21 protein-coding genes are annotated in these 26,176 nt (G+C 73.3%); 9 read left to right on the top strand and 12 right to left on the bottom strand.

Features of this window, described 5'->3' with window-relative positions:
• Positions 1 to 239 precede the first annotated feature (239 nt).
• Positions 240 to 2,762 carry an ATP-dependent Clp protease ATP-binding subunit gene (locus ACIGW2_RS10675; RefSeq protein WP_356066342.1) on the top strand — a complete coding sequence of 841 codons (2,523 nt, stop codon included), beginning with the start codon at positions 240 to 242 and terminating at the stop codon, positions 2,760 to 2,762.
• Between the two features lie 75 nt (positions 2,763 to 2,837).
• Here ACIGW2_RS10675 and ACIGW2_RS10670 read toward each other — a convergent pair whose 3' ends face one another.
• Both ACIGW2_RS10670 and ACIGW2_RS10665 read right to left on the bottom strand, forming a co-directional pair.
• Positions 2,838 to 5,648, bottom strand: a complete 2,811-nt coding sequence (locus ACIGW2_RS10670) for an NACHT domain-containing protein (RefSeq protein WP_399842783.1) — start codon at positions 5,646 to 5,648, stop codon at positions 2,838 to 2,840.
• On the bottom strand, positions 5,645 to 5,998 hold the full coding sequence (locus tag ACIGW2_RS10665; RefSeq protein WP_399842780.1) for a trypco2 family protein: 354 nt from the start codon (positions 5,996 to 5,998) through the stop codon (positions 5,645 to 5,647). The genes ACIGW2_RS10670 and ACIGW2_RS10665 overlap by 4 nt, the downstream gene beginning before the upstream one ends.
• A 463-nt stretch (positions 5,999 to 6,461) precedes the next feature.
• On the opposite strand from ACIGW2_RS10665, the gene ACIGW2_RS10660 reads away from it, so the two are divergent.
• The gene (locus ACIGW2_RS10660) at positions 6,462 to 7,193 is read left to right on the top strand and encodes a M23 family metallopeptidase (protein ID WP_391656742.1); all 732 of its coding nucleotides are present in this window, start codon (positions 6,462 to 6,464) and stop codon (positions 7,191 to 7,193) included.
• Between the two features lie 10 nt (positions 7,194 to 7,203).
• On the opposite strand, the gene ACIGW2_RS10655 is transcribed toward ACIGW2_RS10660, so the two are convergent.
• Positions 7,204 to 7,767, bottom strand: coding sequence for a helix-turn-helix domain-containing protein (locus ACIGW2_RS10655; protein WP_356066330.1), 564 nt, complete (start codon positions 7,765 to 7,767; stop codon positions 7,204 to 7,206).
• Between the two features lie 116 nt (positions 7,768 to 7,883).
• On the opposite strand from ACIGW2_RS10655, the gene ACIGW2_RS10650 reads away from it, so the two are divergent.
• Complete coding sequence (locus ACIGW2_RS10650; protein WP_391656741.1) at positions 7,884 to 9,488, top strand: MDR family MFS transporter; 1,605 nt, start codon at positions 7,884 to 7,886, stop codon at positions 9,486 to 9,488.
• A gap of 112 nt (positions 9,489 to 9,600) precedes the next feature.
• Here the strand turns inward: ACIGW2_RS10650 and cseC are convergent, their stop codons facing one another.
• From cseC to ACIGW2_RS10620, 6 genes are all read right to left on the bottom strand, one after another.
• Positions 9,601 to 10,932, bottom strand: a complete 1,332-nt coding sequence (cseC, locus tag ACIGW2_RS10645; RefSeq protein ID WP_399842775.1) for a two-component system sensor histidine kinase CseC — start codon at positions 10,930 to 10,932, stop codon at positions 9,601 to 9,603.
• Positions 10,929 to 11,630: a two-component system response regulator CseB gene (gene cseB, locus ACIGW2_RS10640; RefSeq protein WP_391656739.1), complete on the bottom strand. Its 702-nt coding sequence runs from the start codon at positions 11,628 to 11,630 to the stop codon at positions 10,929 to 10,931. Before cseB ends, cseC begins: the two co-directional genes overlap by 4 nt.
• Positions 11,631 to 11,670: 40 nt before the next feature.
• Positions 11,671 to 12,366, bottom strand: coding sequence for a hypothetical protein (locus ACIGW2_RS10635; protein ID WP_361589413.1), 696 nt, complete (start codon positions 12,364 to 12,366; stop codon positions 11,671 to 11,673).
• Entirely contained in the window at positions 12,354 to 12,938 is a 585-nt protein-coding gene (locus ACIGW2_RS10630; RefSeq protein WP_391656738.1) for a SigE family RNA polymerase sigma factor, read from the bottom strand. The genes ACIGW2_RS10635 and ACIGW2_RS10630 overlap by 13 nt, the downstream gene beginning before the upstream one ends.
• A gap of 265 nt (positions 12,939 to 13,203) precedes the next feature.
• On the bottom strand, positions 13,204 to 14,172 hold the full coding sequence (locus ACIGW2_RS10625; RefSeq protein ID WP_361589408.1) for an A/G-specific adenine glycosylase: 969 nt from the start codon (positions 14,170 to 14,172) through the stop codon (positions 13,204 to 13,206).
• Positions 14,173 to 14,205: 33 nt separating this feature from the next.
• On the bottom strand, positions 14,206 to 14,868 hold the full coding sequence (locus ACIGW2_RS10620; protein WP_391656737.1) for a phosphatase PAP2 family protein: 663 nt from the start codon (positions 14,866 to 14,868) through the stop codon (positions 14,206 to 14,208).
• Between the two features lie 185 nt (positions 14,869 to 15,053).
• Between ACIGW2_RS10620 and ACIGW2_RS10615 the strand changes: the two genes are divergently transcribed.
• On the top strand, positions 15,054 to 15,890 hold the full coding sequence (locus ACIGW2_RS10615) for a hypothetical protein (protein ID WP_391656736.1): 837 nt from the start codon (positions 15,054 to 15,056) through the stop codon (positions 15,888 to 15,890).
• Positions 15,891 to 15,994: 104 nt separating this feature from the next.
• Here the strand turns inward: ACIGW2_RS10615 and disA are convergent, their stop codons facing one another.
• Positions 15,995 to 17,053 carry a DNA integrity scanning diadenylate cyclase DisA gene (gene disA, locus ACIGW2_RS10610; RefSeq protein ID WP_361589546.1) on the bottom strand — a complete coding sequence of 353 codons (1,059 nt, stop codon included), beginning with the start codon at positions 17,051 to 17,053 and terminating at the stop codon, positions 15,995 to 15,997.
• 180 nt (positions 17,054 to 17,233) lie between these two features.
• The gene (gene radA / locus ACIGW2_RS10605) at positions 17,234 to 18,637 is read right to left on the bottom strand and encodes a DNA repair protein RadA (RefSeq protein ID WP_361589399.1); all 1,404 of its coding nucleotides are present in this window, start codon (positions 18,635 to 18,637) and stop codon (positions 17,234 to 17,236) included.
• Positions 18,638 to 18,812: 175 nt separating this feature from the next.
• On the opposite strand from radA, the gene ACIGW2_RS10600 reads away from it, so the two are divergent.
• Complete coding sequence (locus ACIGW2_RS10600) at positions 18,813 to 20,528, top strand: hypothetical protein (protein ID WP_391656735.1); 1,716 nt, start codon at positions 18,813 to 18,815, stop codon at positions 20,526 to 20,528.
• 24 nt (positions 20,529 to 20,552) lie between these two features.
• On the opposite strand, the gene ACIGW2_RS10595 is transcribed toward ACIGW2_RS10600, so the two are convergent.
• Positions 20,553 to 21,350, bottom strand: a complete 798-nt coding sequence (locus ACIGW2_RS10595) for a hypothetical protein (protein WP_391656755.1) — start codon at positions 21,348 to 21,350, stop codon at positions 20,553 to 20,555.
• Between the two features lie 143 nt (positions 21,351 to 21,493).
• On the opposite strand from ACIGW2_RS10595, the gene ACIGW2_RS10590 reads away from it, so the two are divergent.
• The 4 genes from ACIGW2_RS10590 (at position 21,494) to ilvD (ending at position 26,015) form a co-directional block, all read left to right on the top strand.
• Complete coding sequence (locus ACIGW2_RS10590) at positions 21,494 to 22,420, top strand: Ppx/GppA family phosphatase (protein WP_399842769.1); 927 nt, start codon at positions 21,494 to 21,496, stop codon at positions 22,418 to 22,420.
• 138 nt (positions 22,421 to 22,558) lie between these two features.
• Complete coding sequence (locus ACIGW2_RS10585; protein ID WP_399842766.1) at positions 22,559 to 23,383, top strand: sugar phosphate isomerase/epimerase family protein; 825 nt, start codon at positions 22,559 to 22,561, stop codon at positions 23,381 to 23,383.
• Positions 23,380 to 24,006 (top strand): TetR family transcriptional regulator, encoded by a 627-nt coding sequence (locus ACIGW2_RS10580; protein ID WP_361589388.1) that lies wholly within the window; start codon positions 23,380 to 23,382, stop codon positions 24,004 to 24,006. Before ACIGW2_RS10585 ends, ACIGW2_RS10580 begins: the two co-directional genes overlap by 4 nt.
• A 155-nt stretch (positions 24,007 to 24,161) precedes the next feature.
• Entirely contained in the window at positions 24,162 to 26,015 is a 1,854-nt protein-coding gene (gene ilvD / locus ACIGW2_RS10575; RefSeq protein ID WP_391656731.1) for a dihydroxy-acid dehydratase, read from the top strand.
• Positions 26,016 to 26,176: the final 161 nt, after the last annotated feature.

The raw sequence follows: 26,176 nt of genomic DNA, 5'->3' as shown, positions 1-26,176 counted from the left end.
TTCGCCATCGGCGTACTGGAGGCGCGGGTAACAGCTTGGCCTGCGGGAACATCGTCTCGCACCATCGAGTTGGAGCATTTGTCGGCTGTTCGGCAGCAGGTCTCCCCAAGAAGTAAGGGGGTGATCCGGACGGATGTCGGCAGTTGGAATGAGCGGTCCCCGCTTGCGGGACTAAGCTGCGGAAGGACAGGGAGGGGATCGACCCCTAACTGACTGACCGCTCTGAGGAGCGATTAACGATGTTCGAGAGGTTCACCGACCGCGCGCGGCGGGTTGTCGTCCTGGCTCAGGAAGAAGCCCGGATGCTCAACCACAACTACATCGGCACCGAGCACATCCTCCTGGGCCTTATCCACGAGGGTGAGGGTGTCGCCGCTAAGGCCCTGGAGAGCCTCGGGATTTCGCTCGAGGCGGTCCGCCAGCAGGTGGAGGAGATCATCGGCCAGGGCCAGCAGGCCCCGTCCGGGCACATCCCCTTCACCCCTCGTGCCAAGAAGGTCCTGGAGCTGTCGCTCCGGGAGGCCCTCCAGCTCGGCCACAACTACATCGGCACCGAGCACATCCTGCTCGGCCTGATCCGCGAGGGCGAGGGCGTCGCCGCCCAGGTCCTCGTGAAGCTGGGCGCCGATCTCAACCGGGTCCGGCAGCAGGTCATCCAGCTGCTCTCCGGCTACCAGGGCAAGGAAGCCGCCACCGCCGGCGGTCCTGCCGAGGGCACCCCCTCGACGTCCCTGGTCCTCGACCAGTTCGGCCGCAACCTCACCCAGGCGGCCCGCGAGTCCAAGCTCGACCCGGTCATCGGGCGCGAGAAGGAGATCGAGCGGGTCATGCAGGTGCTGTCCCGCCGGACCAAGAACAACCCGGTCCTCATCGGCGAGCCCGGCGTCGGCAAGACGGCGGTCGTCGAGGGCCTGGCGCAGGCCATCGTCAAGGGCGAGGTGCCCGAGACCCTCAAGGACAAGCACCTCTACACCCTGGACCTCGGCGCGCTGGTCGCCGGCTCCCGGTACCGCGGTGACTTCGAGGAGCGCCTGAAGAAGGTCCTCAAGGAGATCCGCACCCGCGGCGACATCATCCTGTTCATCGACGAGCTCCACACCCTGGTGGGTGCGGGTGCCGCCGAGGGCGCGATCGACGCCGCCAGCATCCTCAAGCCGATGCTGGCCCGCGGTGAGCTCCAGACCATCGGTGCCACCACCCTCGACGAGTACCGGAAGTACCTGGAGAAGGACGCCGCCCTCGAGCGCCGCTTCCAGCCCATCCAGGTCGCCGAGCCGTCGCTGCCGCACACGATCGAGATCCTCAAGGGTCTGCGCGACCGTTACGAGGCCCACCACCGGGTCTCCATCACGGACGAGGCCCTGGTCCAGGCCGCCACCCTGGCCGACCGCTACATCTCGGACCGCTTCCTGCCGGACAAGGCGATCGACCTGATCGACGAGGCCGGCTCCCGGATGCGCATCCGCCGGATGACCGCGCCGCCGGACCTCCGCGAGTTCGACGAGAAGATCGCCTCCGTCCGCCGGGACAAGGAGTCCGCGATCGACTCGCAGGACTTCGAGAAGGCCGCGTCGCTCCGCGACAAGGAGAAGCAGCTCCTCGCCGCGAAGACCAAGCGGGAGAAGGAGTGGAAGGCCGGCGACATGGACGTCGTCGCCGAGGTCGACGGCGAGCTGATCGCCGAGGTCCTCGCGACCGCCACCGGCATCCCGGTCTTCAAGCTGACCGAGGAGGAGTCCTCGCGTCTGCTCCGCATGGAGGACGAGCTCCACAAGCGCGTCATCGGCCAGAAGGACGCCGTCATCGGTCTGTCCCGGGCGATCCGCCGCACCCGCGCGGGTCTGAAGGACCCGAAGCGTCCCGGTGGCTCGTTCATCTTCGCCGGCCCGTCCGGCGTCGGTAAGACCGAGCTGTCCAAGGCGCTCGCCGAATTCCTCTTCGGCGACGAGGACGCGATGATCTCCCTCGACATGTCGGAGTTCAGCGAGAAGCACACCGTCTCGCGTCTCTTCGGCTCCCCGCCCGGATACGTGGGCTACGAAGAGGGCGGCCAGCTCACCGAGAAGGTGCGCCGCAAGCCGTTCTCCGTGGTTCTCTTCGACGAGGTCGAGAAGGCCCACCCCGATATCTTCAATTCCCTTCTCCAGATCCTGGAGGACGGTCGTCTGACCGACTCCCAGGGCCGGGTCGTGGACTTCAAGAACACGGTCATCATCATGACGACCAACCTCGGGACCAGGGACATCTCGAAGGGCTTCAACCTGGGCTTCGCGGCCCAGGGCGACACGAAGTCCAACTACGAGCGGATGAAGGCGAAGGTCAGCGACGAGCTGAAGCAGCACTTCCGCCCGGAGTTCCTCAACCGTGTGGACGACATCATCGTCTTCCCGCAGCTGACCCAGGACGACATCCTCCAGATCGTCGACCTCATGATCAGCCGCGTCGACGAGCGCCTCAAGGACCGGGACATGGGCATCGAGCTCTCCCAGACCGCGAAGGAGCTCCTCGCGAAGAAGGGTTACGACCCCGTGCTCGGCGCCCGTCCGCTCCGCCGGACGATCCAGCGCGAGATCGAGGACACCCTCTCGGAAAAGATCCTCTTCGGCGACCTGCGCCCCGGCCACATCGTGGTCGTGGACACGGAGGGCGACGGCGAGGAGCGGAAGTTCACCTTCCGCGGCGAGGAGAAGTCGGCCCTCCCGGACGTCCCTCCGATCGAGGCGGCGGGCGGCGCGGGTCCGAACCTGTCCAAGGAAGCGTGACCTGAGGCCGCTGAGCCGATAGCGCACCAAGGGGCGGCCCCGGAACCGGAAACGGTCCCGGGGCCGCCCCTTTCGCTACGCGACGGTGAGGCGGTCGCCGAAGGCGTCGGCGCCGACGAGCAGGCGGCGGGCGACGCCGTGGACGGTGACCTGGAGCCCGGGCATGGCCCGGAGCGGGGTGAGGTCCAGCCCTCCGCCGTTCGGCGGCATGTCCACCGTGAGGTAACGGAGCGCGGGCAGCTCGGCCAGCGGGCCGAGGCCGATCCCGGGTGACCGGGTCATGATGACCACGTTGACGAGCCGGGAGCAGTCCAGCGCCCGCAGCACCGCGAGGTCGACCGGCGCCCCGCAGAGCCCCAGGTAGGTGAGGGCCCGGCCGCCCAGGTGCCGGACGAGGTCGTCCTCCGTGAAGTCGCCGAGCAGCAGGAAGCCGGTGGCCCCCGGAAGGCTGCCCACGAGCCGCAGCTGCTGCGCCGTCTCGACGACCAGGCTCTGTGCCTCCCCCAGGTGGGCCAGCACGTCCCGGGCGAAGCCCTCCGCAGGGAACGCGCTCCACTGGTTGACGAACCACTCCGAGTGGCCCGCCTCCGCGAAGGCCCGGGCATAGGGCAGGGCCTCGTCGCCGCCGACCGAGGCGATCAGCGCGGTGACCATGTCGAGGGCGTCGGGGGTGATCTGCTCCGGTGCCGGCAGCAGCGGCAGCACCCATCCGCCCAACCGGGCGAGCTGGGCGAGCTGGTCCCGGTTCCGCGGCGGGATCACCGACCGCACCGCCTTCTCCACCCGCCGCCGCAGCCCCTCCTCCAGCCACGGCCTGTGCTGGGCGGCCAGCGCCGCCATCACGTACAGCGTCGTCTTCAGGTCCCGCCGCCGCGTCGCGGAGCCCGCCTCCAGCAGGCCCTCGACCAGGACCGGCAGCTCGCGCCGCTTGCAGTGCCCGGCGGCCAGCAGCAGGACGTCGTGCCACTGCTGGTCGTGGGCGTGGCGCAGCGCCTCGCGCAGCGAGTCGTCCTCGACGAACTCCTTCGCGGCCAGGAAGTCCTGGAAGGTGCGGTGGGCGAACTGGAAGACGTCGTTCGTGCGCTCCTGGAGGAGGCCGCTGCGGTTGATGACGTGGGTGAGGACCTCCTCGGGCGTGCCCTGGTCCCGGACCCGGGGCATGCCGGGCAGGGCCCGCTCCAGGCGCTGGAGGGCCTGGTCCCGGGTGAACTCGGTCTGACCGGCCCGCACCAGCCAGGCCGCCAGGCGCTGGAGCAGCTCCTGGTGCTCCTCCACCGACATGCGGATCCCGTCGGGGGAGCCGACCCGGCGGCGTTCGTCGCGGGTGCCGAGCAGCATGGTGAGGGCGGAGTCGTAGAGCTCCCAGCGGGTCTCGGGCAGGAAGCCCTCCCGTATCCGGTGCAGGGCGCAGATCACGGCGCACAGCAGGGGGGTACGGGCCAGCTCGGCGAGGTTGGGGTTGTGGCGGAACTGCTGGGCGAGGTCCCGTTCGAGCCCGTCGAGGGCGGCCCGCTCCCGGGGGTCCGCGTCGAGGCGGGCGGCGTCGTGCCAGGCGGTGACGAAGGCCTGGATGTCCTCGCCGCGCAGCGGGAGCAGGGTCAGCTCCTCGAAGCGCTCGCCGCCCAGCCAGTCGGGGGCGACGGCGTGCGGGCGCACGGTCGCCACGCAACGGGTCTGCGGGTAGCGGGCGAGCAGGCCGCCGAGCCAGCGGTGGGCCTCGTCGCGGTCGTCCTGGGTCACCTCGTCCAGGCCGTCGACGAGCAGCAGGGCGCGCCCGGCTGCCAGCACCCGGCCGGCCCAGCCCTCGGGGGCGGGGTCGATCATGAGCCCGGCGACGCCGGGCAGCTCGCCGGGGGAGGGGAAGGGGGCGTCCCGGGCCCGCAGGGAGCGCAGCGGGACGACGAAGGGGACGAGCCCGTTGAGCTCGGCGAGCCCGGGCCCGAGCGTCCCGGCGGCGGCGTGCGCGGCCAGCCACCACACCAGGGTGGTCTTCCCGGCGCCGGCGTCGCCGCGCAGCAGAACCCGGGGCCGGGGGCCGAGCAGCTCGTCGATCCGCTGGGGGACGGGCACGCCGTCCCGGCCCGGGGCGGCGGCCTCCAGGGAGATGTAGGCGGTGTCGAGGTCCCACTCGGAGGCGCGCTTGCCGAGCTCGTCCAGGCCGAAGATCCGGGTGCGGCGGTAGGCGGCGCCGACGGCCTCGGCGTACTCCTTCTCGTGCCGCCGGTCGGCCGGGTGTTCGTCGACCGGGGCCAGCAGGGCGCCGGGGAGCCAGGGCCGGACGGATTCCTGGGTCGTGACGGTGGCCAGCGGGACGCACTCCAGGCGGCGGTGGCCGCGCCCGCGGGGGACCGAGCGCACGATGCCGAGGAGGCCGTCGGCGGCGAAGACGGGGGCGCCGGAGAGGCCCGCCAGCGGCGAGGGGCCGTCCGGGTCCTCGGCGGCCACCGGCGGGTGGTCCAGCTCGACGGTGAGGACCCGGCGCACCTGGCCGGCCAAGGGGAGCACGGTGCCGGTCAGCTGGTCGAGGTCCAGTTTGAGGCCCTCGTAGCGCTGGATCCGCGGGTAGCCGAGGATCTCGCAGCCGTGGATCGGGCGGTCGGTGGCGAGCCTGCTGAGGGTGGGGGTGGGGCCGAGCGGCTCGGCGGAGCGCAGCAGGGCGGCGTCGAGGGCGTGGTCCACCCAGACCACCCGTAACTCCGCCGGCGGCAGGCCGGGAGCGGCGGCCCGGGCGCTGAAGGCGTCGCCCACGACATGGGCGCTGGTCAGCACCAGGTCCGGGGCGACGAGGACCCCGCTGCCCTGCTGCCCGCCGAGGACCGCGAGCGCGGAGCGGGCGGACGGGAGGAACCGGCCGGAGCCGGTGGAGCGGGCGTGGCGGAGGCTCACCGGCGCTCGGTCCCGTCGACGGGTGCGCCGAAGCCGGAGAGGTCGGCCCCTTCCTCGTTCCCCACCAGCCACGCCCCGCCGGTCGCCGCGTTCCGCGGCTTCAGGGTGAAGGAGACCCGGTGGGTCTCGCCCCGGGAGCGGCTCGCGTCGGCGCCGGCCTCGACGACCCAGGCCTTCACCTTGCCGCCGGCCTTCGCCTCCTTGCGGAGCTCGACGGTGAACTCCATCTCGATGTCGCCGACCTCGAAGGAGACGGGGTGGCCGGTGGCGCGGTGGGCGGCCGTCAGCAGTTCGTCGCGTACGGAGGCGATGGCGTCGGCCAGTTCGATCACGGGCGTGGTGTCGGTCATGCCTCGGAAGCTAGTGCGGGCGGAGCGGGTGCGGAGGGAGTTCCGGCCGGTCCGTCGCGTGACCCAGGTCGCATTGGCCGGGGGCGCGTGGTGACAAGGCGCACAGGCGTTTTCGACGGTACTAGCCGGAATAGTGGTGGTCTGGCCCGGGACGGGGGCCGTTCAGCGGTCAACCAAGGGGACGAAGGTCCCGGATGGGACGGAAGCGGGCGCGGGCGGGCGTTCCGGGCGGTCCGGGGTGACGGCGACGTGCGGTTAAACGGGTTTCCTCGGGGCGCTTTGTCCGATTTCACCCCCCTGCTCCGGAGGGGTCCCGAGGGGAATTCCCGGGGAGATCGCTACGACGCAATGTCGTAGTTGGGGTGTTTTACCCCGGCTGGGGGTCCGGGTTACCAAGGATGAGCAAGCCCGGCGCCGACCGCTCTGGTGCCGGGTCCCGTTCTGTCCGGAGGTTCTCCCCCGTATGTCGAAGCGCGTCACGAAGCCCAGCATCCGCACCACCGCCGTCGCCCTCGCCGCCGCGGGTCTGGGAGCGTCGCTGGTGGCCGGAGCCGGCTCCGCGTTCGCCGCCGAGGGCAAGGCCGCCGTCGCGGGCACCACGAACGTCGCCGCGTCCGCCGCCGTCGCCCAGCAGGCCGCCACCCAGGCCAAGGTCGCCGCCCAGGTGAAGGCCGCCCAGGTCAAGGCCGCGCAGGCCAAGGCCGCTCAGCTCAAGGCCGCCGCCGCCAAGGCGAAGGCCGCGAAGGTCGTCAAGGCGACCGCCGCCAAGAAGGCCGCTTCCTGGGTGAAGCCGGTCAGCTCCTACACCCTGTCCGCCACCTTCAACCAGGGCGGCGCGATGTGGGCCCACAAGCACTCCGGCCAGGACTTCGCCGTTCCGGTCGGCACCCCGGTCAAGGCCGCCGGCGCCGGCACCGTCGTGAAGGCCGGCCCGTACGGCGGCGGCGACGGCCCCGCGTACGGCAACGCGATCGTCGTGAAGCACGGCAACGGCACGTACTCGCAGTACGCCCACCTGTCGAAGATCAAGGTCCGCATCGGCCAGAAGGTCGCCGCCGGTCAGCAGATCGCCCTCTCGGGCAACACCGGCAACTCCTCCGGCCCGCACCTGCACTTCGAGATCCGCACCACCCCGAACTACGGCTCCGCCGTGAACCCGGCCGCCTTCCTGCGGTCCCACGGCGTCTCCATCTGACGCTGACGAGCTACGCGCCCCGCGCGGCCTGCTCGATGAGATCGAGGGCGACCTCGAGGACGGCATTCTGCTTCTCCTCGGGGTCGCCCTCGACGTTCTGCATGAAGAAGGTGCCCGCGTGCAGCGCGAAGATCGCGCTGACCGCGCGCACCTTGTCCTTGATCGGCGCCTCGGGTTCCTGGACGAACTCGTTGAGCGCGATGAAGCGCTCCTTGAAGGTGAGCCCGATGCTCAGGTCGCGCACGGTCGCCTGGTTCTCGTGCATGAAGCGGAAGAGCGGGGCGGCGGCCAGCAGTGCCTTGTGGTAGCGCCGCAGGATCTCCTGCCGGGTCTCCAGGGTGCGCGGCTGCTCGGCCGCCCAGGCCACCAGCTCGTCGATCGGGCGCGCCAGGTCCTGGAAGATCCCGATGATGATGTCTTCCTTGGTCTTGAAGTGGTAGTAGAGCGCCGCCTTCGTGACGTCCAGCCGTTCCGCGATCTCGCGCAGCGAGGTCTTCTCGTAGCCCTGCTCGGCGAAGAGTTCGAGGGCCACGTCCTGGATGCGCTGGCGGGTGTTGCCTCGTGCCTGGGCCATGTCTCTCGTTTCCCTCGCTGACACACAAAACTTACTTGACGACCGGCTAGTTACGGGTCTACTTTCCCCAGTGTAGTAACTAGCCGGGCGGCAAGTAAGTGAACCAAGGGGACGACATGACGACCACAGTGACACCACCCGAGGCAGCCGAGGGGGAGGCCGCACCCGCGCGCAGTGTTCGGGTGGTCCTCCTCGCCCTCATGATCGCGATGCTGCTCGCGATGCTCGACAACATGATCATCGGCACCGCGATGCCGACCATCGTGGGCGAGCTGGGCGGCCTGGAGCACCTCTCCTGGGTCGTCACCGCCTACACCCTGGCCACCGCCGCCTCGACCCCGATCTGGGGCAAGCTCGGCGACATGTTCGGGCGCAAGAGCGTCTTCCTGACCTCGATCGTGATCTTCCTGATCGGCTCCGCGCTCAGCGGCATGGCCCAGGACATGGGCCAGCTCATCGGCTTCCGCGCCGTGCAGGGCCTGGGCGCCGGCGGACTGATGGTCGGCGTCATGGCGATCATCGGCGACCTGATCCCGCCCCGGGACCGCGGCAAGTACCAGGGCATGATGGCCGGCATCATGGCGCTCGCCATGATCGGCGGACCGCTGGTCGGCGGCACCATCACCGACCACTGGGGCTGGCGCTGGTCCTTCTACATCAACCTGCCGCTGGGCGCCGTCGCGCTCGCGATGCTCGCCACCGTGCTCCACCTGCCGAAGAAGGAGCGCGCCGCCGGCACCCGGATCGACTTCCTCGGCGCCGCGCTGCTGACCCTCGGCATCACCGCGATCGTCCTGGTCACCACCTGGGGCGGCACCGAGTACGCCTGGGGCTCGGCCACCATCGTCGGCCTCGCCGTCGGCGGCGTCCTCGCCCTCGCGGCCTTCCTCTTCGTCGAGACCCGCGCGACCGACCCGATCATGCCGCTGCACATCTTCCGCAGCCGCAACTTCACCCTGATGTCCGTGATCGGCTTCCTCACCGGCTTCGTGATGTTCGGCGCGGTGCTCTTCCTGCCGCTGTTCCAGCAGTCCGTGCAGGGCGCCTCCGCGACCAACTCCGGCCTGCTGCTCCTGCCGATGCTGCTGTCGATGATGGTCGTCTCGATGATCGCCGGCCGGGTCACCACCAGCAGCGGCAAGTACAAGATCTTCCCGATCCTCGGCGGCGCGGCCATGGTCGTCGGCCTGTACCTGCTGTCCACCATGGACACCGGCACCACCCGCCTGGTCTCCGGCGTCTACATGGCCGTGCTCGGCGCCGGCATGGGCTTCCTCATGCAGATCACGATGCTGGTCGCGCAGAACAGCGTCGAGATGAAGGACATGGGCGTGGCCTCGTCCTCGACCACCCTCTTCCGGACCCTGGGCTCCTCCTTCGGCGTCGCGATCATGGGCGCGCTCTTCAACCACCAGGTGCAGAACGAGATGGCCGCCCGCGGCGGCGGCGCCGCGACCGCCCGCTCGGCCCAGCTCGACGCCGCCAGCCTGGCGAAGCTGCCGGCCGCGCTCCGCGAGGCCTACCAGCACGCGGTCGCCGCGGGCACCCACTCGGCCTTCCTGGTCGGCGCGATCGTGTCCGTCGCCGCCTTCGTCCTCGCCTTCTTCGTGAAGGAGGTGGCGCTGCGCGGCACCGGCCTCCCGAAGAAGGACGAGACCGGGACCGGGCAGGACCAGGGCCCGCAGCTCACCAAGGCCGACGAGACGGCGAAGACCGCCTAGCGGCCGCGCCCCGCGGGCGGACCCCCGCCGCGCCGCGTCCGGCAGCCGAACGGCCCCCGGTGTCCTCAGGGACACCGGGGGCCGTCGTCGTACGGGCGAGGGGCCCGGGCGCTCAGTCGGCGAACCGCAGCACCGGGAAGCTGCCCGTGGTCGTCGGCGCGTGCTCCGGGAGCCACAGCACCGCGACCGCGCCGCCGGCCCCGTCCGGGGTGCCCTCGGGGGCGGCGTTGCGGAAGGTGAGGCGGGCGCCGAGGACCCGGGCCTGGCCGGTCGCGATGGTCAGGCCCAGGCCGTGGCCCTGGCCCGCGCGGTCGCTGCTGCCCGTACGGAAGCGGCTCGGGCCCTCCTTCAGGAGCGCCTCGGGGAAGCCGGGACCGTGGTCCCTGACCCGCACCACCCGGCCCTCGACGGTGACCTCCACGGGCCCCGGGCCCTTGCCGTGCTTGGCGGCGTTGGCCAGCAGGTTGCCGAGGATCCGTTCGAGGCGGCGCGGGTCGGTGTTGACCCAGGACTCGTGGACCACCCGGACCACCGCCTCCGGGTCCAGCGCCCGCACCCGGCGCTCGACGAACTCGCCGAGCGCGATCTCCTGGAGCTCGGCCCGCTCCGAGGCGCTGTCGAGCCGGGCCACCTCCAGGACGTCCTCGACCAGCGTCCGCATGGCCTGGGCCCGGTCCCGGACGAGCTCGGTCGGACGGCCGGGCGGCAGCAGCTCGGCCGCGGTGAGCAGCCCGGTCACCGGGGTGCGCAGCTCGTGCGCGATGTCGGCGGTGACCCGCCGCTCGGCCTCGATCCGCTCGTTGAGGGCGTCGGTGAGGGCGTCCACGGCGCGGGCCAGCTCGTCGGTCTCGTCGCGCACCATGCCGCCGATGGCCTCGCGCACCCGCACCTCGGTGTTGCCCTGGGCGACCCGGCCGGCCGCCGCGGCGGCCTTGCGCAGCCGCCTCGACAGCTGCCCGCCGATGAGCACCCCGAGCGCGCAGCCGCCGAAGACCACCGAGACCGAGCCGATGATCAGCGCCCGGTCCAGGTCCTTCATGATCGCGGCGCTGCGGTCGGCGAAGGGCACGTGGAGCGAGAGCACGTCGCCGTTGGCGAGCGGCACGGCCGCCCACACGTCCGGCGGGCCGCTGCCGTGCTCCTGGACGTACGTGCCGCGCCGGCCGTCGCGCATCAGCTGGTCGAGCTGGGGCGGCAGCGCCGGGTCGTTGATCTTGGTGCCGAAGCGCGGCTCCTTCGGCTTGGAGGTCTCGTACACCCGCTGGGCGAAGACCAGCCGCCACATCTGCACGTCACGGGCGTTGTCGAGCATGGAGACCCGGGCCGCGTTGTGCACGACGAGGCTGAGGGTGACCGCGACCAGCGCGCCGACCGCCGCGATGGCGACGGCGATCTTCCAGCGGACCCCGGTGCGGAGGGCTCTCCTCCGGCTGAACCGTCTCATCCCTTGAGCTTGTAGCCGAAACCGCGGACCGTCTCGATCCGGTCCTGGCCGATCTTGGTGCGCAGCCGCTGCACGTGCACGTCCACGACCCGGGTGTCGCCGCCCCAGCCGTAGTCCCAGACCCGCTCCAGGAGCTTGTCGCGGGACAGCACGGTGCCGGGCGCCGAGGAGAACTCCAGCAGGAGCCGCATCTCGGTGGGGGTGAGGGCGACCGGCGCGCCCGCCCGGCGCACCTCCATGCCCTCCGTGTCGACCTCCAGGTCGCCGAAGACGAGCACCCCGCACTCGGCGCCGGCCGCCCCGGAGTCGCCCGCGCCGCTGCCGCCGGCGTGCCCGAAGCGGCGCAGCACGGCACGGATCCGGGCCATCAGGACGGAGCCGTCGAAGGGCTTGGTGACGTAGTCGTCGGCGCCGGCCTCCAGGCCGAGGACGACGTCGATGGAATCGGCCCGCGCCGACAGCATGATCACCGGCACGGTCGACTCGTCGCGGATCCGCCGGCACAGGCTCACGCCGTCCATGCCGGGCAGCATCACGTCCAGGAGCGCGATGTCGGGCCGGTCCGCGCGGAAGGCCTCCAGTCCGGACAGGCCGTCGGGCATGGCGGTCACCGTGAAGCCGTCCCGCTCCAGGGCGAGCTGGGTGGCCTCACGGATGACGTCGTCGTCCTCGACGAACAGGACATGGGTCTCGGCCATGGTGCGCCTTCCTGGCAGGGGTGGTGCCGTGGGGGGTGGGTCAGTTCGACGGGGCCTCGCTGGGGGCGGGCACGCTGCCGCCCACGTCCCCGTCGCCGACGGCCTTGCTGTAGTCGTTGTGCACCCAGTCGTGCTGGACGAAGCCGCTCCCGGCCCAGCGGTACGTGATCACGTCCTCGCCCGAGGGAAAGGCGACCGGGTCGCCCTTCGCGTACACCTGCTTGGTGACGATCAGGTCCCCCCGGTCGATCGTCCCGTACACCGCCGCGTCCTCGGCCATGAAGACGTTGCGGTACGCGTTGTTCTCCTCGCGGTACACGTAGGTGCCGATGCCCACGGCGTCGCCGCAGGTCATCACGTTGACCACGACGTCGGGCGAGGAGGAGTTGGTGAGGTTGCCGTACGAGGTGTCCACCGGGTAGGCGTCGGCGGTGCACGGCTTGAGGTCGGCCTTCAGGCGCCCGCCGATCTTCGGGTCGTTCTTGATCAGCGCGATCGGGTCCACCCGCTTGGCCTTGCGGGCCGCCTCCTCGCTGGACGAGCCGGAGGGCTTGGGGGTGGCCGGGGCCGTCGAGGCCACCTCGTCGGACCGGGCCGCGCCCTCGTCGCGCGAACCGGTGCCGCCGGTGGAGCAGCCGGCCACGAGCAGCCCGAGGGCGGCGAGGCCGGCCATCGCCGTGCCGCTCGCCGCCCGTTCCCTGGTGGCCTTGGAACCAGCCGATCTCAGGCCGCGCACCGCTCCTGCTTCCGCTCGTCGCCTCGTACGGTCGTGCTCCGCTCCAGGACGCCGGCGTCCAGGGCCCGGGGGTCGCCCTCGGCGGCCCGGCTCTCCAGCTCCTGGCGCAGTCGGGCCAGGGCGCGGTGGAGCGTGCTCTTCACCGTACCGGTCGACATGCCGAGCGCGGCGGCCGTTTCCTCGGTGCTCATCTGTTCCCAGTGGCGCAGCACGACCACGCTGCGCTGCTTGGGCGCGAGCACCTTCAGGATGTCCATGAGCAGGGCCCGGTCGGCGTGCTGCTCGGTGGCGTCCTCGACGCGCGCGTCGGGCAGCTGCTCGGTGGGCACCTCCTCCAGCTTGCGGGCCCGCCACCACTCGGTCCGGGTGTTGATCATGACCCGGCGGAGGTAGGCGTCGGCGAGCGACTTGTCGGCGATGCCGTCCCAGCGCCCGTAGGTGCGCACCAGCGCGGTCTGGAGCAGGTCCTGGGCGTCCACCGGGTCGGGCACCAGCCGGCGGGCGCTGCGCAGCAGCGCGTCCTGCCGCGTGCGTACGTACTCCTCGAAATCGAGCACCTCGCCGTGCGCCATCCCGAACCGCCTCCGATCCCCGTGACCAGCCCTGATCGCTGTCCTGATCGCTGTCCCGATCGTGTTCCGATCTCTTACGCCGACGACGCTACGGAGCGGTTGTCACGAGGCTGTGCGGGGCAGCCGTCGGCAAACGCACGGCTACCCATCGGTTGTGTAACAGCGGATGGAAAGGTTCCGCTTCCTTCGGATCGAAGGCCGGGCGGGGAAGCGGGCGAGGGATGTACGGATCGGTCGGGGGTACGGGCCCCGGCGGGCGGCGGCGTCAGCCCAGCGGGAGCCGGTAGCGGCCGCCCTCCAGGGGCTCCACGAGGCCGTCCGCGACCAGGCCGTCCAGGGCCCGGGCCCGCTGCACCGGCTCGTCCCACACCGCGTCGAGCGCGGCCTGCGGCACCGGGTCCACGGCCTCGCGCAGCACGGCGAGCAGCTTGCCCCGCACCTGCCGGTCGGTGCCCGCGTAGGTCTGGCCGCGGCGCGGCGGCCCGTCGTGGGCGGGCTTGCCGGCGGCCAGCCAGGCGCACCGCTCGGCGAGCGGACAGCGCCCGCAGTCCTCGTTCTTCGCCGTGCACACCAGGGCGCCCAGCTCCATGGAGGCCGCCGCCCAGCGGGCCGCCGTCGCCTCGTCCTCGGGCAGCAGCGCCCGGGCCAGCCGGCGCTCGGCGGCCGTGGTCGCGTTCGGCGGGTACTGCACGCCGGTCGCCGCCCGCGCGAACACCCGCCGCACGTTCGTGTCGAGCACCGCGTGCCGCTGCCCGTACGCGAAGGAGGCCACCGCCGCCGCGGTGTACTCGCCGATCCCCGGCAGCGCGAGCAGTTGCGCGTGCTCGCTCGGCACGTCGCCGCCGTGCCGCTCCTTTATCGCCACCGCCGCCGCGTGCAGCCGCAGCGCCCGGCGCGGATAGCCGAGCCGGCCCCAGGCCCGCACCGCCTCGCCCGGCGCCTCGGCCGCCAGGTCGGCCGGGCGCGGCCAGCGCGCCAGCCACTGCTCGTACACCGGGAGCACCCGCACCACCGGGGTCTGCTGGAGCATGAACTCGCTGACCATCACACCCCACGCCCCGGCCTCGGGGCGGCGCCACGGCAGGTCGCGGGCGTGCCGGTCGAACCAGGCGAGGACGGGCCCGTGCAGCGCGGCGGGCGATCCCTCGTACGCGGCGGGCGGGGCGTCGTGCGGAGCGGCGGGCGCGGCGGCGGGCGCGGCGGCGCGGGAGGAGGAGGCGTCGATGGAAGTCATGGCACCTCCGATCCTGGCACGTTCCGCGGGCGATCAGCGCGCGCCGTGGCGCACGCCCTCGGGGCGCGCGGTGGTGCGCGAGCGCACCCCGCGGCCCACGCACCACACCACCGCGCCGTTGCGGCCCGCCCGGGCCGCCTCCACCAGAGCGAGCACCGGGCGCCGGCCCGCCTTCACGACCACGAACGCGACCGCGCCGCCGACCAGCAGGCCGACCGTCACGTCGTGCGGGTAGTGCACGCCGACGAAGACCCGGGAGAAGGCCATCAGGAGCGCCATCGGCGCGGTCAGCCACACCATCCCGCGCCAGGACAGCGCGAGCGCGACCGCGGCGGCCCCAGCGATCGCCGAGTGGTTGCTCGGGAAGGACCAGTCGCCGTGCGGCGGGCAGGTGACGAGCGAGGCCGGCGCCCCGGCCACCGCCCGGCACGGACGCTCCTCGTCCACCAGGGACTTGAGGCCCTCGCTCACCACGTAACCGAAGGCGGTCGCGAGCGGGGCGAGCAGCGCCAGGGCCATGGCGTCCGAGGAGCCGCGCCGGGACCGCCACCAGCCGGCCACGAACAGCACGCCGAAGAGCAGCAGCCCGAGTTCGGTCCACACCTCCGCGATCTTCTGGAACCAGTGCGGGGTGGTGTGGGCGAACTCGCTGACGTCGCGGTACAGCCCGTCGGAGAGGAGGGGGAGGTTGTCCATGGTGGATGACGGTATCCGGCGCCCGGAGCGCACCGCTCCGGCCCATCGGCGAGAGCTCTCCCCGACGAAAGTAGGGGGTGCGGACGGGGGCCGGACCCGGTGCGGATGTGATCATCGGCAAAACTTGGTGCCTGGAGCGGCATGGGGGGCGGGAGTTGGCCCCGATCTCTCGTAAGGTTCGTGACGTGGGATCACTGCGCAATCCGGTCGGGCCGCTTCCCTCCTCCATCTACTGGCGTCGGAGGGCCGTGGCGCTGTGCCTGGTTGCCCTGCTCGCGCTGCTCGCGGTGTGGGCCGTCACCTCCGGTGACGGCGGCGGGGGCAAGAAGAACGACGACGCCGCCAACGGCGCCAAGCCCGCCCCCTCCATCACCCCCGGCCCGTCCGGCACCGGCCCGGCGATCAGCCAACAGCCCGGCGGACGCGACGAGTCGGGAGACTCGGGCGCCTCCGACAGCGCGGGCGGCGACGGTTCGGGCTCCGGTGACGGCGGTACGGACGCGGGCGCGGGCGGCGCGGATTCCGGCGCCGCGGCCGGCGGCAAGAACGGCGACACGGACGGCGCGGGCGGCGACGGCGGCGCCGGCACCGGGGCCGGACAGCAGGTTCCGGCCAATTCCCCGCTGCCGAACTGCGCTCCCGGCGCTCTGCAGTTGACCTTCCGCAGCGCCGAACTCGCCTACGGCCCGGGCGAGAAGCCACGCTTCCTGCTGACCGTCAAGAACACCTCGGCCGCCGACTGCAAGACCGATCTCGGCCCGAAGAACGCGGTGTTGACGGTCCGGGACACCAAGGGCGTGCTGTGGTCCTCCAAGGACTGCCCGGCCGCCCCCGCCCCGCTGCTCCTCAAGGTCCCGGCCCGCGGCACCATCACCCACACCGTGGAGTGGGACCGCCGGCGCAGCGCCCCGCAGTGCGCGAGCGCCCCGGCCGGCGAGGCCGCCCCGGGCAACTACCTGGTGGAGGCCGCGGTGCCGGGCGTGAAGGTGACGCCGGTGGCCTTCCGCCTCGACAAGGACTGAGCGCGCCGGTCGCCGCCCGCACGGTCCGCGCGCACGCGAAGAGGCCCCGGGATTCCTCCCGGGGCCTCTTCGTGCGGGAACGGTGGGGCCGGTGGGGCGGCGGATCAGACGTAGCGCTCCAGGATCGAGGACTCCGCGAGCCGCGACAGGCCCTCGCGGACGCTGCGCGCCCGCGCCTCGCCGACGCCGTCGACGGTCTGGAGGTCGTCCACGCTCGCCGCGAGCAGCTTCTGCAGCCCGCCGAAGTGCTCCACGAGCCGCTCGATGATCGCGCCGGGCAGCCGCGGCACCTTCGCGAGCAGCCGGTAGCCGCGCGGCGAGACCGCCGAGTCCAGGGTCTCCATGGAGCCGCTGTAGCCGAGGGCGCGGGCCACTATGGGCAGCTCCAGGAGCTCGGCGTGGGTCAGCGCGTCCAGCTCGGTCAGCGCCTCCGGGACCGTGCGCGAGCGCTTGGCCGTCGGCTCCGGCACGTAGTCGCGGATGACCAGCTCGCGCTCCGGCTCCACGCCCGCGATCAGCTCGTCCAGCTGGAGCGACAGCAGCCGGCCGTCGGTGCCCAGCTCCACCACGTACTCGGCGATCTCGGTGGCGATCCGGCGCACCATCTCCAGGCGCTGCGCGACCGCGGTCACGTCCCGGACGGTCACCAGGTCCTCGATCTCCAGGGCGGAGAGCGTGCCGGCCACCTCGTCCAGGCGCAGCTTGTACCGCTCCAGCGTGGCCAGGGCCTGGTTGGCGCGGGACAGGATCGCGCCCGACTCCTCCAGGACCCGGCGCTCGCCGTTCACGTACAGGGCGATCAGGCGCATCGACTGCGAGACCGAGACGACGGGGAAGCCGCACTGCTTGGAGACCCGGTCGGCGGTGCGGTGCCGGGTGCCGGTCTCCTCGGTGGGGATCGACGCGTCCGGCACCAGCTGCACGCCGGCCCGCAGGATCTTGGAGATGTCCTTGTCGAGGACGATCGCCCCGTCGAGCTTGCACAGCTCGCGCAGCCGGGTCGCGGTGAAGTCCACGTCGATGACGAAACCGCCGGTGCACATCGACTCGACGGTCTTGTCCATGCCGAGCACGATCAGACCGCCGGTGTTGCCGCGGAGAATGCGTTCGAGCCCGTCGCGGAGGGCGGTGCCGGGGGCGACGGCGCTGAGCGACGCACGCATCAGTGCCTCGTTGTCCTTGGCTGCCACTAGACTCCTCCGGCTCGTACGGATGGGCGAGACCAGGGCAAAGTCTAGCGACACCGCCCCGCCGCCCAGGGCCCCGCGCCGCAAGCCCTTCGCGCCCGCACACCGCGAAGCCCCACCGGAGGGCCCGCCGCAGCCCCCCACACCGGACAGGCCCTAGCCGCGCTCCTCCGCCTCGGCGCGCGGGCGGCGGCCGCGCGGCAGCACCCGCAGGGCGTCGCCCATGTCCGCGACCTCGGTGACCTTCATGCCCGGCGGCACCTTCCCCGGGTCGGCCGGCACGAGCGCGTGGGTGAAGCCGAGCCGGTGCGCCTCCGCGAGGCGCCGCTGCACGCCGGTCACCCGCCGCACCTCGCCCGCCAGGCCCACCTCGCCGATCGCGACCAGGTTCTTCGGCAGCGGGGTGTCGCTCGCCGCCGACGCCAGGGCGAGCGCGATGGCCAGGTCCGCGGCCGGCTCCGACAGCTTCACGCCGCCCACCGTCGCGCTGTAGATGTCCCGCTTGCCCAGCGCGCTGATCCGGCCCCGCTGCTCCAGGACGGCCAGCATCATCGACACCCGGGAGGTCTCCAGACCGGAGGTGGTCCGGCGCGGCGAGGGGATCTGCGAGTCCACCGTCAGCGCCTGCACCTCGGCCACCAGCGGCCGCCGGCCCTCCAGCGTCACCGTCAGACAGGTGCCCGGCACCGCCACGTCCCGCCGGGTCAGGAAGAGCCCGGACGGGTCGGCGAGCCCCGTGATGCCCTCGTCGTGCAGCTCGAAGCAGCCGACCTCGTCCGTCGCCCCGTACCTGTTCTTCACGCCCCGGACCAGGCGCAGCCGCGCGTGCCGGTCGCCCTCGAAGTGCAGCACCACGTCGACCAGGTGCTCCAGGAGCCGCGGGCCCGCGATGGCGCCGTCCTTCGTGACGTGGCCGACGAGCAGCGTGGACATGCCCCGCTCCTTCGACGCCCGGATCAGCGCGCCGGCCACCTCGCGGACCTGCGCCATGCCGCCGGGCGCGCCGTCGATCTCCGGGGAGGCCACGGTCTGCACCGAGTCGAGGATCAGCAGCGAGGGCTTCACCTCGTCCAGGTGGGCGAGGACGGCCGACAGGTCCGTCTCGGCCGCCAGATAGAGGTGGTCGCTGAGCGCGTTGATCCGGTCGGCGCGCAGCCGGACCTGGCTCGCGGACTCCTCGCCCGTCACATAGAGGGTGCGGTGCTCGTCGCTCGCGGCCTTCGCGGCCACGTCGAGCAGCAGCGTCGACTTGCCGACGCCCGGCTCGCCCGCGATCAGCACCACCGCGCCGGGCACCAGACCGCCGCCCAGCACCCGGTCCAGCTCGTCCACGCCCGTGCCGCGCGCGGTCGCCTGCCGCCCGTCGACCTGCCCGATGGGCAGCGCGGCGCTCGACACCCGCCCGGCGGCCGTGGTCCGCACGGCGGGCGCGCCGTACTCCTCGACCGTGCCCCAGGCCTGGCACTCGGGGCAGCGGCCGAGCCATTTGGCGGTCTGCCAGCCGCACTCGGTGCAGCGGTAGGACGGCCTGTCCTTGGCGGTTTTGGTACGAGCAGCCATGGGCGACACCGTATCGGCCGCCACTGACAACGGGCGTCCGGCCGGGGCCCGCCCCGGACCGCACGGCGGGCGCCGGGCCCCCGGGTGTCCCCTTTCGGGCGATAGCTTCACCCGTACGGATTAAAAGTGTGCAAGGGGTGAGAAGTGCCCCCGCGCGCCCGCCTACGGTCGCCCAGTGACGAGCAGCAGGCTGGAACGACCCGACAGGAACACCGGAGGCCCCCGCACCCTCGGCCGGCGACCCCCCGCGCGCTACGAGGAGTACCTGGACGGCCTGTTCACCTACTGCCTCTCGGTGCTCTGCGACCACGACACCGCCACCGCCGTCCTCGGCGACGTCCTCGCCGTCGCCGAGCGGCACCACGGCCGCTGCCCCTCCGACGCGAGCGGCCGCCGGGCCTGGCTCTACGCGCTGGCCCGCTGGGCCTGTCTGCGCAGCCTCGGCGAGCAGCGCCGCCGCCGGCAGGGCGCCCACACCGGGCGCCCCGCGGTCGCCGCGCCCGCCCCGCCCCGGGTCTCCCCGGAGGTCGCCGAGCGCCGCCGCGCCGAGCTCGCCGCCCTCGCCTGGCCGGAGGCCGCCGGCACCACGCCCGAGCAGCGCGAGGCCCTGGAGCTCGCGGTGCGCCACGGCCTCGGGGCCCGCGAGGTCGCCGCCGTCCTCTCGCTCGACCCGGCCGCCGCCCGCGAGCTGCTGTCCTCCGCGGGCTGCGAGGTCGAGCGCACCCGGGCCGCCCTCGCGGTCGTCGAGACCGGCGACTGCCCGACCGTGGCCCGGCTCACCGGCGACCACCAGGTGCTGCTCTCCGCGGCGCTCCGCGCCGAGCTGGTGCGGCACGTGGACGACTGCCCACGCTGCCGCCGGGCCGCCGAGCGGGCCGGCGCCGCCGGACCCTGGCCGGGCGCCGCGGCCCTGCCGGCCGGCCGGCTCCCGATCGTCGAGGCGCCGCGCGCCGCCGCCTACGTGGCGATGCTGCACGTCCCGCGCGCCCGGTCCGGCGCGCCCCGCTTCGGCCCGACCGGCTTCCCGCTGGACCCGAAGGACCACGCCGCCCGCCGCGACCGGATGCGCGCCCGCGCGGTCACCACCACCGTGGTCGCCGCGGTCGTCGCCGCGCCGGTGCTCGCGCTGTGGACCTCCTACCGCGGCACCCCGGCCGGCGGCGAGGGCCAGGACGGGCCCGGGATCAGCGCCCGCGACGCCGACGAGCGCGGCGACACCCAGGGCGGCACCGCCCGGCGCCCGTACGACCGCTACGAGAACACCGGCAACGCCCGCACCACCCCCGACCCGCGCTTCACCCGCGGCAGCCGCTCCCCGGACGTCTCCGTCGAGGTCATCAGCCCCGGCGCGCCCGGCAGCCCGGCCGCGCCCGGTGAGCCCGGTCAGGCCCGGCTCACCGTGACCGCGCGCGGCAGCGGCGGAACGACCCTCCTCACCGTCACCAACGAGGGAGGCGCCCCCGCCGACTGGTCGCTCTGGTCGGACGCGCCCTGGCTGTACGTGAGCCAGGCATCCGGCACCCTGCGCCCGGGCGAGTCGGTGACCGTGCGGATCTTCGTCGACCGCTCCCGCGAACCGGTCGGCGCGTGGAGCGCGCGGGTGGGCGTGAACCCCTCGGGCGCGGTGGTGCGGATCAGCGGGTACGGGGCGGTCCCGCCGCCCACGACGACCCGGCCGACGACCCCGCCGCCGACCCGCACCGACGAGCCGACGACCCCGCCGCCCACCAGCGAGCCGCCGACCGGCCCGCCCACCACCGAGCCGACCACCCCGCCGCCCACCTCCGAGCCCACGACCGAGCCGCCGACCTCCGAGCCCACCCCGCAGCCGACCGACTCCGCCACCGGCGGCCCGGGCGGCGGCACGGACCCGACGCCCTCGTCGGGCTGAGACGTCAGGAGGCCCGGGCCGGCATCAGGAGGGGTCGGCCGGGTGCGGCGCCACCAGCGGGAGCTGCGAGGCCAGCCGCGCCTCGCACAGGCCGACCAGCACGTCGTACGCCGCCTGCCCCATCATCTCGACCAGCTCGGGCCGGTACGAGACGTACACCGGCTCCTTGCCGACGTGCGCCGAGCTCGCCGTCGTGCAGTACCAGTGCAGGTCGTGGCCGCCCGGGCCCCAGCCGCGCCGGTCGTACTCGCCGATCGACACCTGGAGCACCTTGGTGTCGTCGGGCCGCTCGATCCAGTCGTAGGTCCGCCGCACCGGCAGCTGCCAGCACACGTCCGGCTTGGTCTCCAGCGGCTCCCGGCCCTCCCGCATCGCCAGAATGTGCAGCGAGCAGCCCGCGCCGCCCGCGAAGCCGGGCCGGTTCTGGAAGACGCACGAGCCCTGCCAGCGGCGGGTCTGCCGCTCGCCGTCCTCGTCGACCTGCACCCAGCCGCTCTCGGTGCCCACGTCGTGGAACTGCCACAGCTCCGGCGTCAGCCGCGCCACGTGCTCGGCGACCCGCTTCTCGTCGTCCTCGTCGGAGAAGTGCGCGCCCAGCGTGCAGCAGCCGTCGTCCGCCCGGCCCTCCTGGATGCCCTGGCAGCCGTTGCCGAAGATGCAGGTCCAGCGGGAGGTGAGCCAGGTCAGGTCACAGCGGTAGACCTGTTCCTCGTCGTCCGGGTCGGCGAACTCCACCCACGCGCGCGGGAAGTCCAGGCCCTTCTCGTCGGGCTCGGCGTCCTTGCGCTTCTTCCCGGCCTTGCCGGGCTTCACGGCCTGCACGGCCCTGGCCGCGTGCGCGGCGCGCGCGCTCCGCGCGGCACTCTCGTCGGCGCTCACGCCGGAACCGCCTTTGTCCGGCTTCGCCTTTTTCGTCTTTGGCACGACACCAAGCGTATGCGGCGCGCGCAGTAGCGTTTCCGTCCATGAGACTCGGAGTCCTCGACGTCGGTTCGAACACGGTGCACCTGCTGGTGGTCGACGCCCACCCCGGTGCGCGCCCGCTGCCCGCCCACTCGCACAAGGCGGAGCTGCGCCTCGCGGAGCTGCTCGACGAGCGCGGCGCGATCGCGGAGGCGGGCGTGGAGCGGCTCGTCGACACCGTCCGGGAGGCGCTGACCGCCGCCGAGGACAAGGGCTGCGAGGAGGTCCTGCCCTTCGCCACCTCCGCCGTCCGCGAGGCCAGCAACGCCGACGAGGTGCTGGCCCGGGTGCACCGGGAGACCGGCATCGCGCTCCAGGTCCTCACCGGCGCCGAGGAGGCCCGGCTCACCTTCCTGGCCGCCCGCCGCTGGTTCGGCTGGTCGGCGGGGAAGCTGTTCCTCCTCGACATCGGCGGCGGCTCCCTGGAGGTCGCCTTCGGTATCGACGAGGAGCCCGACGCGGCGGTGTCGCTGCCGCTGGGCGCCGGCCGGCTCACCAAGGGCTGGCTGCCCGGCGACCCGCCCGACACGGCCGACGTGAAGGCGCTGCGGCGGCACGTGCGGGCGCAGATCGCCCGGACGGTCGGCGAGTTCAGCCGCTTCGGCCGGCCCGACCACGTGGTGGCCACCTCGAAGACCTTCAAGCAGCTCGCCCGGATCACCGGCGCCCCCGGCTCCGGCGAAGGCCTCTACGTCCAGCGCACCCTGTCCCGGGCCGCCCTGGAGGAGTGGGTGCCGCGCCTCGCCGCCATGTCCTCGCCCGAGCGCGCCCTCCTCCCCGGCGTCTCCGAGGGCCGCGCCGCCCAGCTCCTGGCCGGCGCCCTGGTCGCCGAGGGCGCGATGGACCTCTTCGGCGTGGACCGCCTGGAGATCTGCCCCTGGGCGCTGCGCGAGGGCGTGATCCTGCGGCGCCTGGACCACCTGCCGTAGGCCGTCCCTTCCGATCAGGCCGGGGGCGCGGGCCGGCGACGGGCCCGTACCGTCCCGGCCACCGGCCCGTCCGCGTCCCGGCCCGTGCGTGACCGGAACCACCCCCCGGGCCCCGGGCCCGCCCCGTACCCTGTCTCCGTGGCAGATCCAGCGGTGCGCATCCCGGATGCGAAGGTCGCGCTGTCGACGGCCTCGGTCTATCCGGAGTCGACGGCGACGGCCTTCGAGGTCGCCGCGCGCCTCGGCTACGACGGCGTCGAGGTCATGGTGTGGACCGATCCGGTCAGCCAGGACATCGAGGCGCTGCGCCGGCTCTCGGACTACCACCAGGTGCCGATCCTCGCCGTGCACGCCCCCTGCCTCCTGATCACCCAGCGGGTCTGGTCCACCGACCCGTGGGTCAAGCTGCGGCGCGCCCGGGCGGCGGCCGAGCAGCTCGGCGCGTCGACCGTGGTCGTGCACCCGCCGTTCCGCTGGCAGCGGCAGTACGCCCGGGACTTCGTCACCGGCATCTGGCGGATGGCCGACGAGACGGACGTGCGCTTCGCCGTGGAGAACATGTACCCCTGGCGGTACAAGGACCGCGAGATGCTCGCGTACGCCCCCGAGTGGGACGTCACCAAGGACGACTACCGGCACTTCACGATCGACCTGTCGCACACCGCGACCGCCCGCACCGACACCCTCGCCATGGTGGACCGGATGGGCGACCGCCTCGGGCACGTGCACCTCGCCGACGGCCGCGGTTCGGCCAAGGACGAGCACCTGGTGCCGGGCCGCGGCACCCAGCCCTGCGCCGAGCTGCTCGAACGCCTCGCCCGCAACGGCTACGACGGGCACGTCGTCATCGAGGTCAACACCCGGCGCGCGATGTCCTCCGCCGAACGCGAGGCCGACCTCGCCGAGGCCCTCGCCTTCACCCGGCTCCACCTGGCCGCCGCCTCGCGGGGCACGCGCGCGTGAGCGAGGGCACCACCGGCGCGGCGCCCCGGCGGCGCGGCCGCCCCTCCCGTACGGCCGCGGAGGAGAGCGGACCGGGCGCGCGGGAACGGATCCTGGAGGCGGCGCGCGGGCAGTTCGCCGAGCGGGGGTACGACAAGACCTCGGTGCGCGGGATCGCGAAGGCGGCCGGGGTCGACCCGGCGCTCGTGCACCACTACTTCGGCACCAAGGACGAGGTCTTCGCGGCGGCCATCGAGGTCTCCTTCGAGCCGGCGGCGGTCGTCCCGGCCATCGTCGGCGGCCCGCGCGAGACCATCGGGGAGCGTTTGGCCCGCTTCTTCATCGGCGTCTGGGAGAACCCGGCGACCCGGGCCCCGCTGCTCGCGATCATCCGCTCGGCGCTGACCCACGAGGCGGCGGCCACGGTGCTGCGCGGCTTCGTGCTGCGCCGGCTGCTCGAACGGATCGCCGCCGAGCTGGACGTGCCGGACCCGAAGTTCCGGGCGGAGCTGGCGGCCTCGCACATGATCGGGATCGCGATCCTGCGGTACGTGATCCGGGTGGAGCCGCTGGCCTCGGCGGACCCGGAGGCGATCGTGGCGCAGGTGGCGCCGACGCTGCAGCGCTATCTGACGGAGCGCTGAGCGGGCGGGCACCGCGGTCCCGGGGCCGGGCCGGCGGCCCGGCCCCGGGACCGAGGAGCGAGCCGGGCGTCCGCGATGCGGACACCCGTGTCCAGATCTTGGAGCGGGAGCGTACGCTCGACTCCAGACACACCCATCACGAGGAGCGAGCGACGATGCCCGAGCTGAGGTCCCGCACAGTCACCCACGGCCGCAACATGGCGGGCGCCCGCGCCCTTATGCGCGCCTCCGGTGTACCGGGCGCGGACATCGGACGGAAGCCGATCATCGCGGTGGCGAACTCCTTCACCGAGTTCGTCCCCGGCCACACCCACCTCCAGCCGGTCGGCCGGATCGTCTCCGAGGCCATCACCGCGGCCGGCGGCATCGCCCGCGAGTTCAACACGATCGCCGTCGACGACGGCATCGCCATGGGCCACGGCGGCATGCTCTACTCGCTGCCCTCCCGCGACCTGATCGCGGACAGCGTGGAGTACATGGTCGAGGCGCACTGCGCCGACGCCCTGATCTGCATCTCCAACTGCGACAAGATCACCCCCGGCATGCTGATGGCCGCGCTGCGCCTCAACATCCCGACGGTCTTCGTCTCCGGCGGCCCGATGGAGTCCGGTCGCGCCACGCTCGTCGACGGCACGGTCCGCACGCTCGACCTGGTCGACGCGATCTCCGAGGCCGTCAACGACAAGGTCTCGGACGAGGACATCCTCCGCATCGAGGAGAACGCCTGTCCGACCTGCGGGTCCTGTTCCGGCATGTTCACCGCCAACTCGATGAACTGCCTGACCGAGGCCATCGGCCTCTCCCTGCCGGGCAACGGCTCGACGCTGGCCACCCACACCGCCCGCCGCGCCCTCTACGAGAACGCCGCCCGCACGGTCGTGGACATCACCCGGCGCTACTACGACGAGGACGACGCCTCCGTCCTGCCGCGCAGCATCGCGACGAAGGCCGCCTTCGAGAACGCCATGGCGCTGGACATCGCCATGGGCGGCTCCACCAACACGATCCTGCACCTGCTGGCCGCGGCGCAGGAGGCCGAGCTCGACTACGGTCTGAGCGACATGGACGAGGTCTCGCGCCGGGTGCCGTGCCTGGCCAAGGTCGCCCCGAACGTCGCCCCGCGCGGCACGTACTACATGGAGGACGTGCACCGGGCCGGCGGCATCCCCGCCATCCTCGGCGAGCTGCACCGCGCGGGCCTGCTCAACGAGGACGTGCACGCCGTGCACAGCCCGTCCCTGGCGGACTGGCTGAAGAACTGGGACGTCCGCGGCGGCTCGCCCGCCGAGGAGGCCGTCGAGCTGTGGCACGCGGCCCCCGGCTGCGTCCGCTCCGCCGAGGCCTTCTCCCAGTCCGAGCGCTGGGAGACCCTCGACACCGACGCGGCGGCCGGCTGCATCCGCGACGCGGCCCACGCGTACTCCAAGGACGGCGGCCTCGCCGTGCTGCGCGGCAACATCGCGGTCGACGGCTGCGTGGTGAAGACCGCCGGCGTCGACGAGTCGATCTGGACCTTCGAGGGTCCGGCCGTCGTCTGCGAGTCGCAGGAGGAGGCCGTCGAGAAGATCCTGAACAAGCAGGTCAAGGACGGTGACGTGGTCGTCATCCGCTACGAGGGCCCCAAGGGCGGCCCCGGCATGCAGGAGATGCTCTACCCCACCTCCTTCCTCAAGGGCCGCGGCCTCGGCAAGACCTGCGCCCTGGTCACCGACGGGCGCTTCTCCGGCGGCACCTCGGGCCTCTCCATCGGCCACGCCTCCCCGGAGGCCGCGTCGGGCGGCACCATCGCGCTCGTCGAGGACGGCGACCGCATCCGCATCGACATCCCGAACCGCTCGATCGACCTCCTCGTCGACGAGGCCACCCTCGCCGCCCGCCGCGCGGCCCTCGGCGGCGTCTACGCCCCGAAGAACCGCGACCGCAAGGTCTCGGCGGCCCTGCGCGCCTACGCGGCGATGGCGACGAGCGCGGACAAGGGCGCGGTGCGCGACGTCTCGAAGCTCGGCTGACGCCCCTCGGAGGCCGTACGGCCGCGTACCCACGGCGGTGGGGCGGGGCCCCCCGGGGCCCGCCCCCCCCCCGGGCCCGGCGGGCGCCCCCCCCCCCCCCCCCCGGGGGCCCGGGCGGGGGGGGGGGGGGGGGCGGCGGGGGGGGGGGGGGGGGCCGGCGG

Source organism: Streptomyces sp. NPDC053541 (genome assembly GCF_044544705.1).
GTDB lineage: Bacteria > Actinomycetota > Actinomycetes > Streptomycetales > Streptomycetaceae > Streptomyces.
The sequence above is the reverse complement of the archived record's forward strand: the minus strand, read 5'-3'. Positions and strand labels throughout refer to the sequence as shown.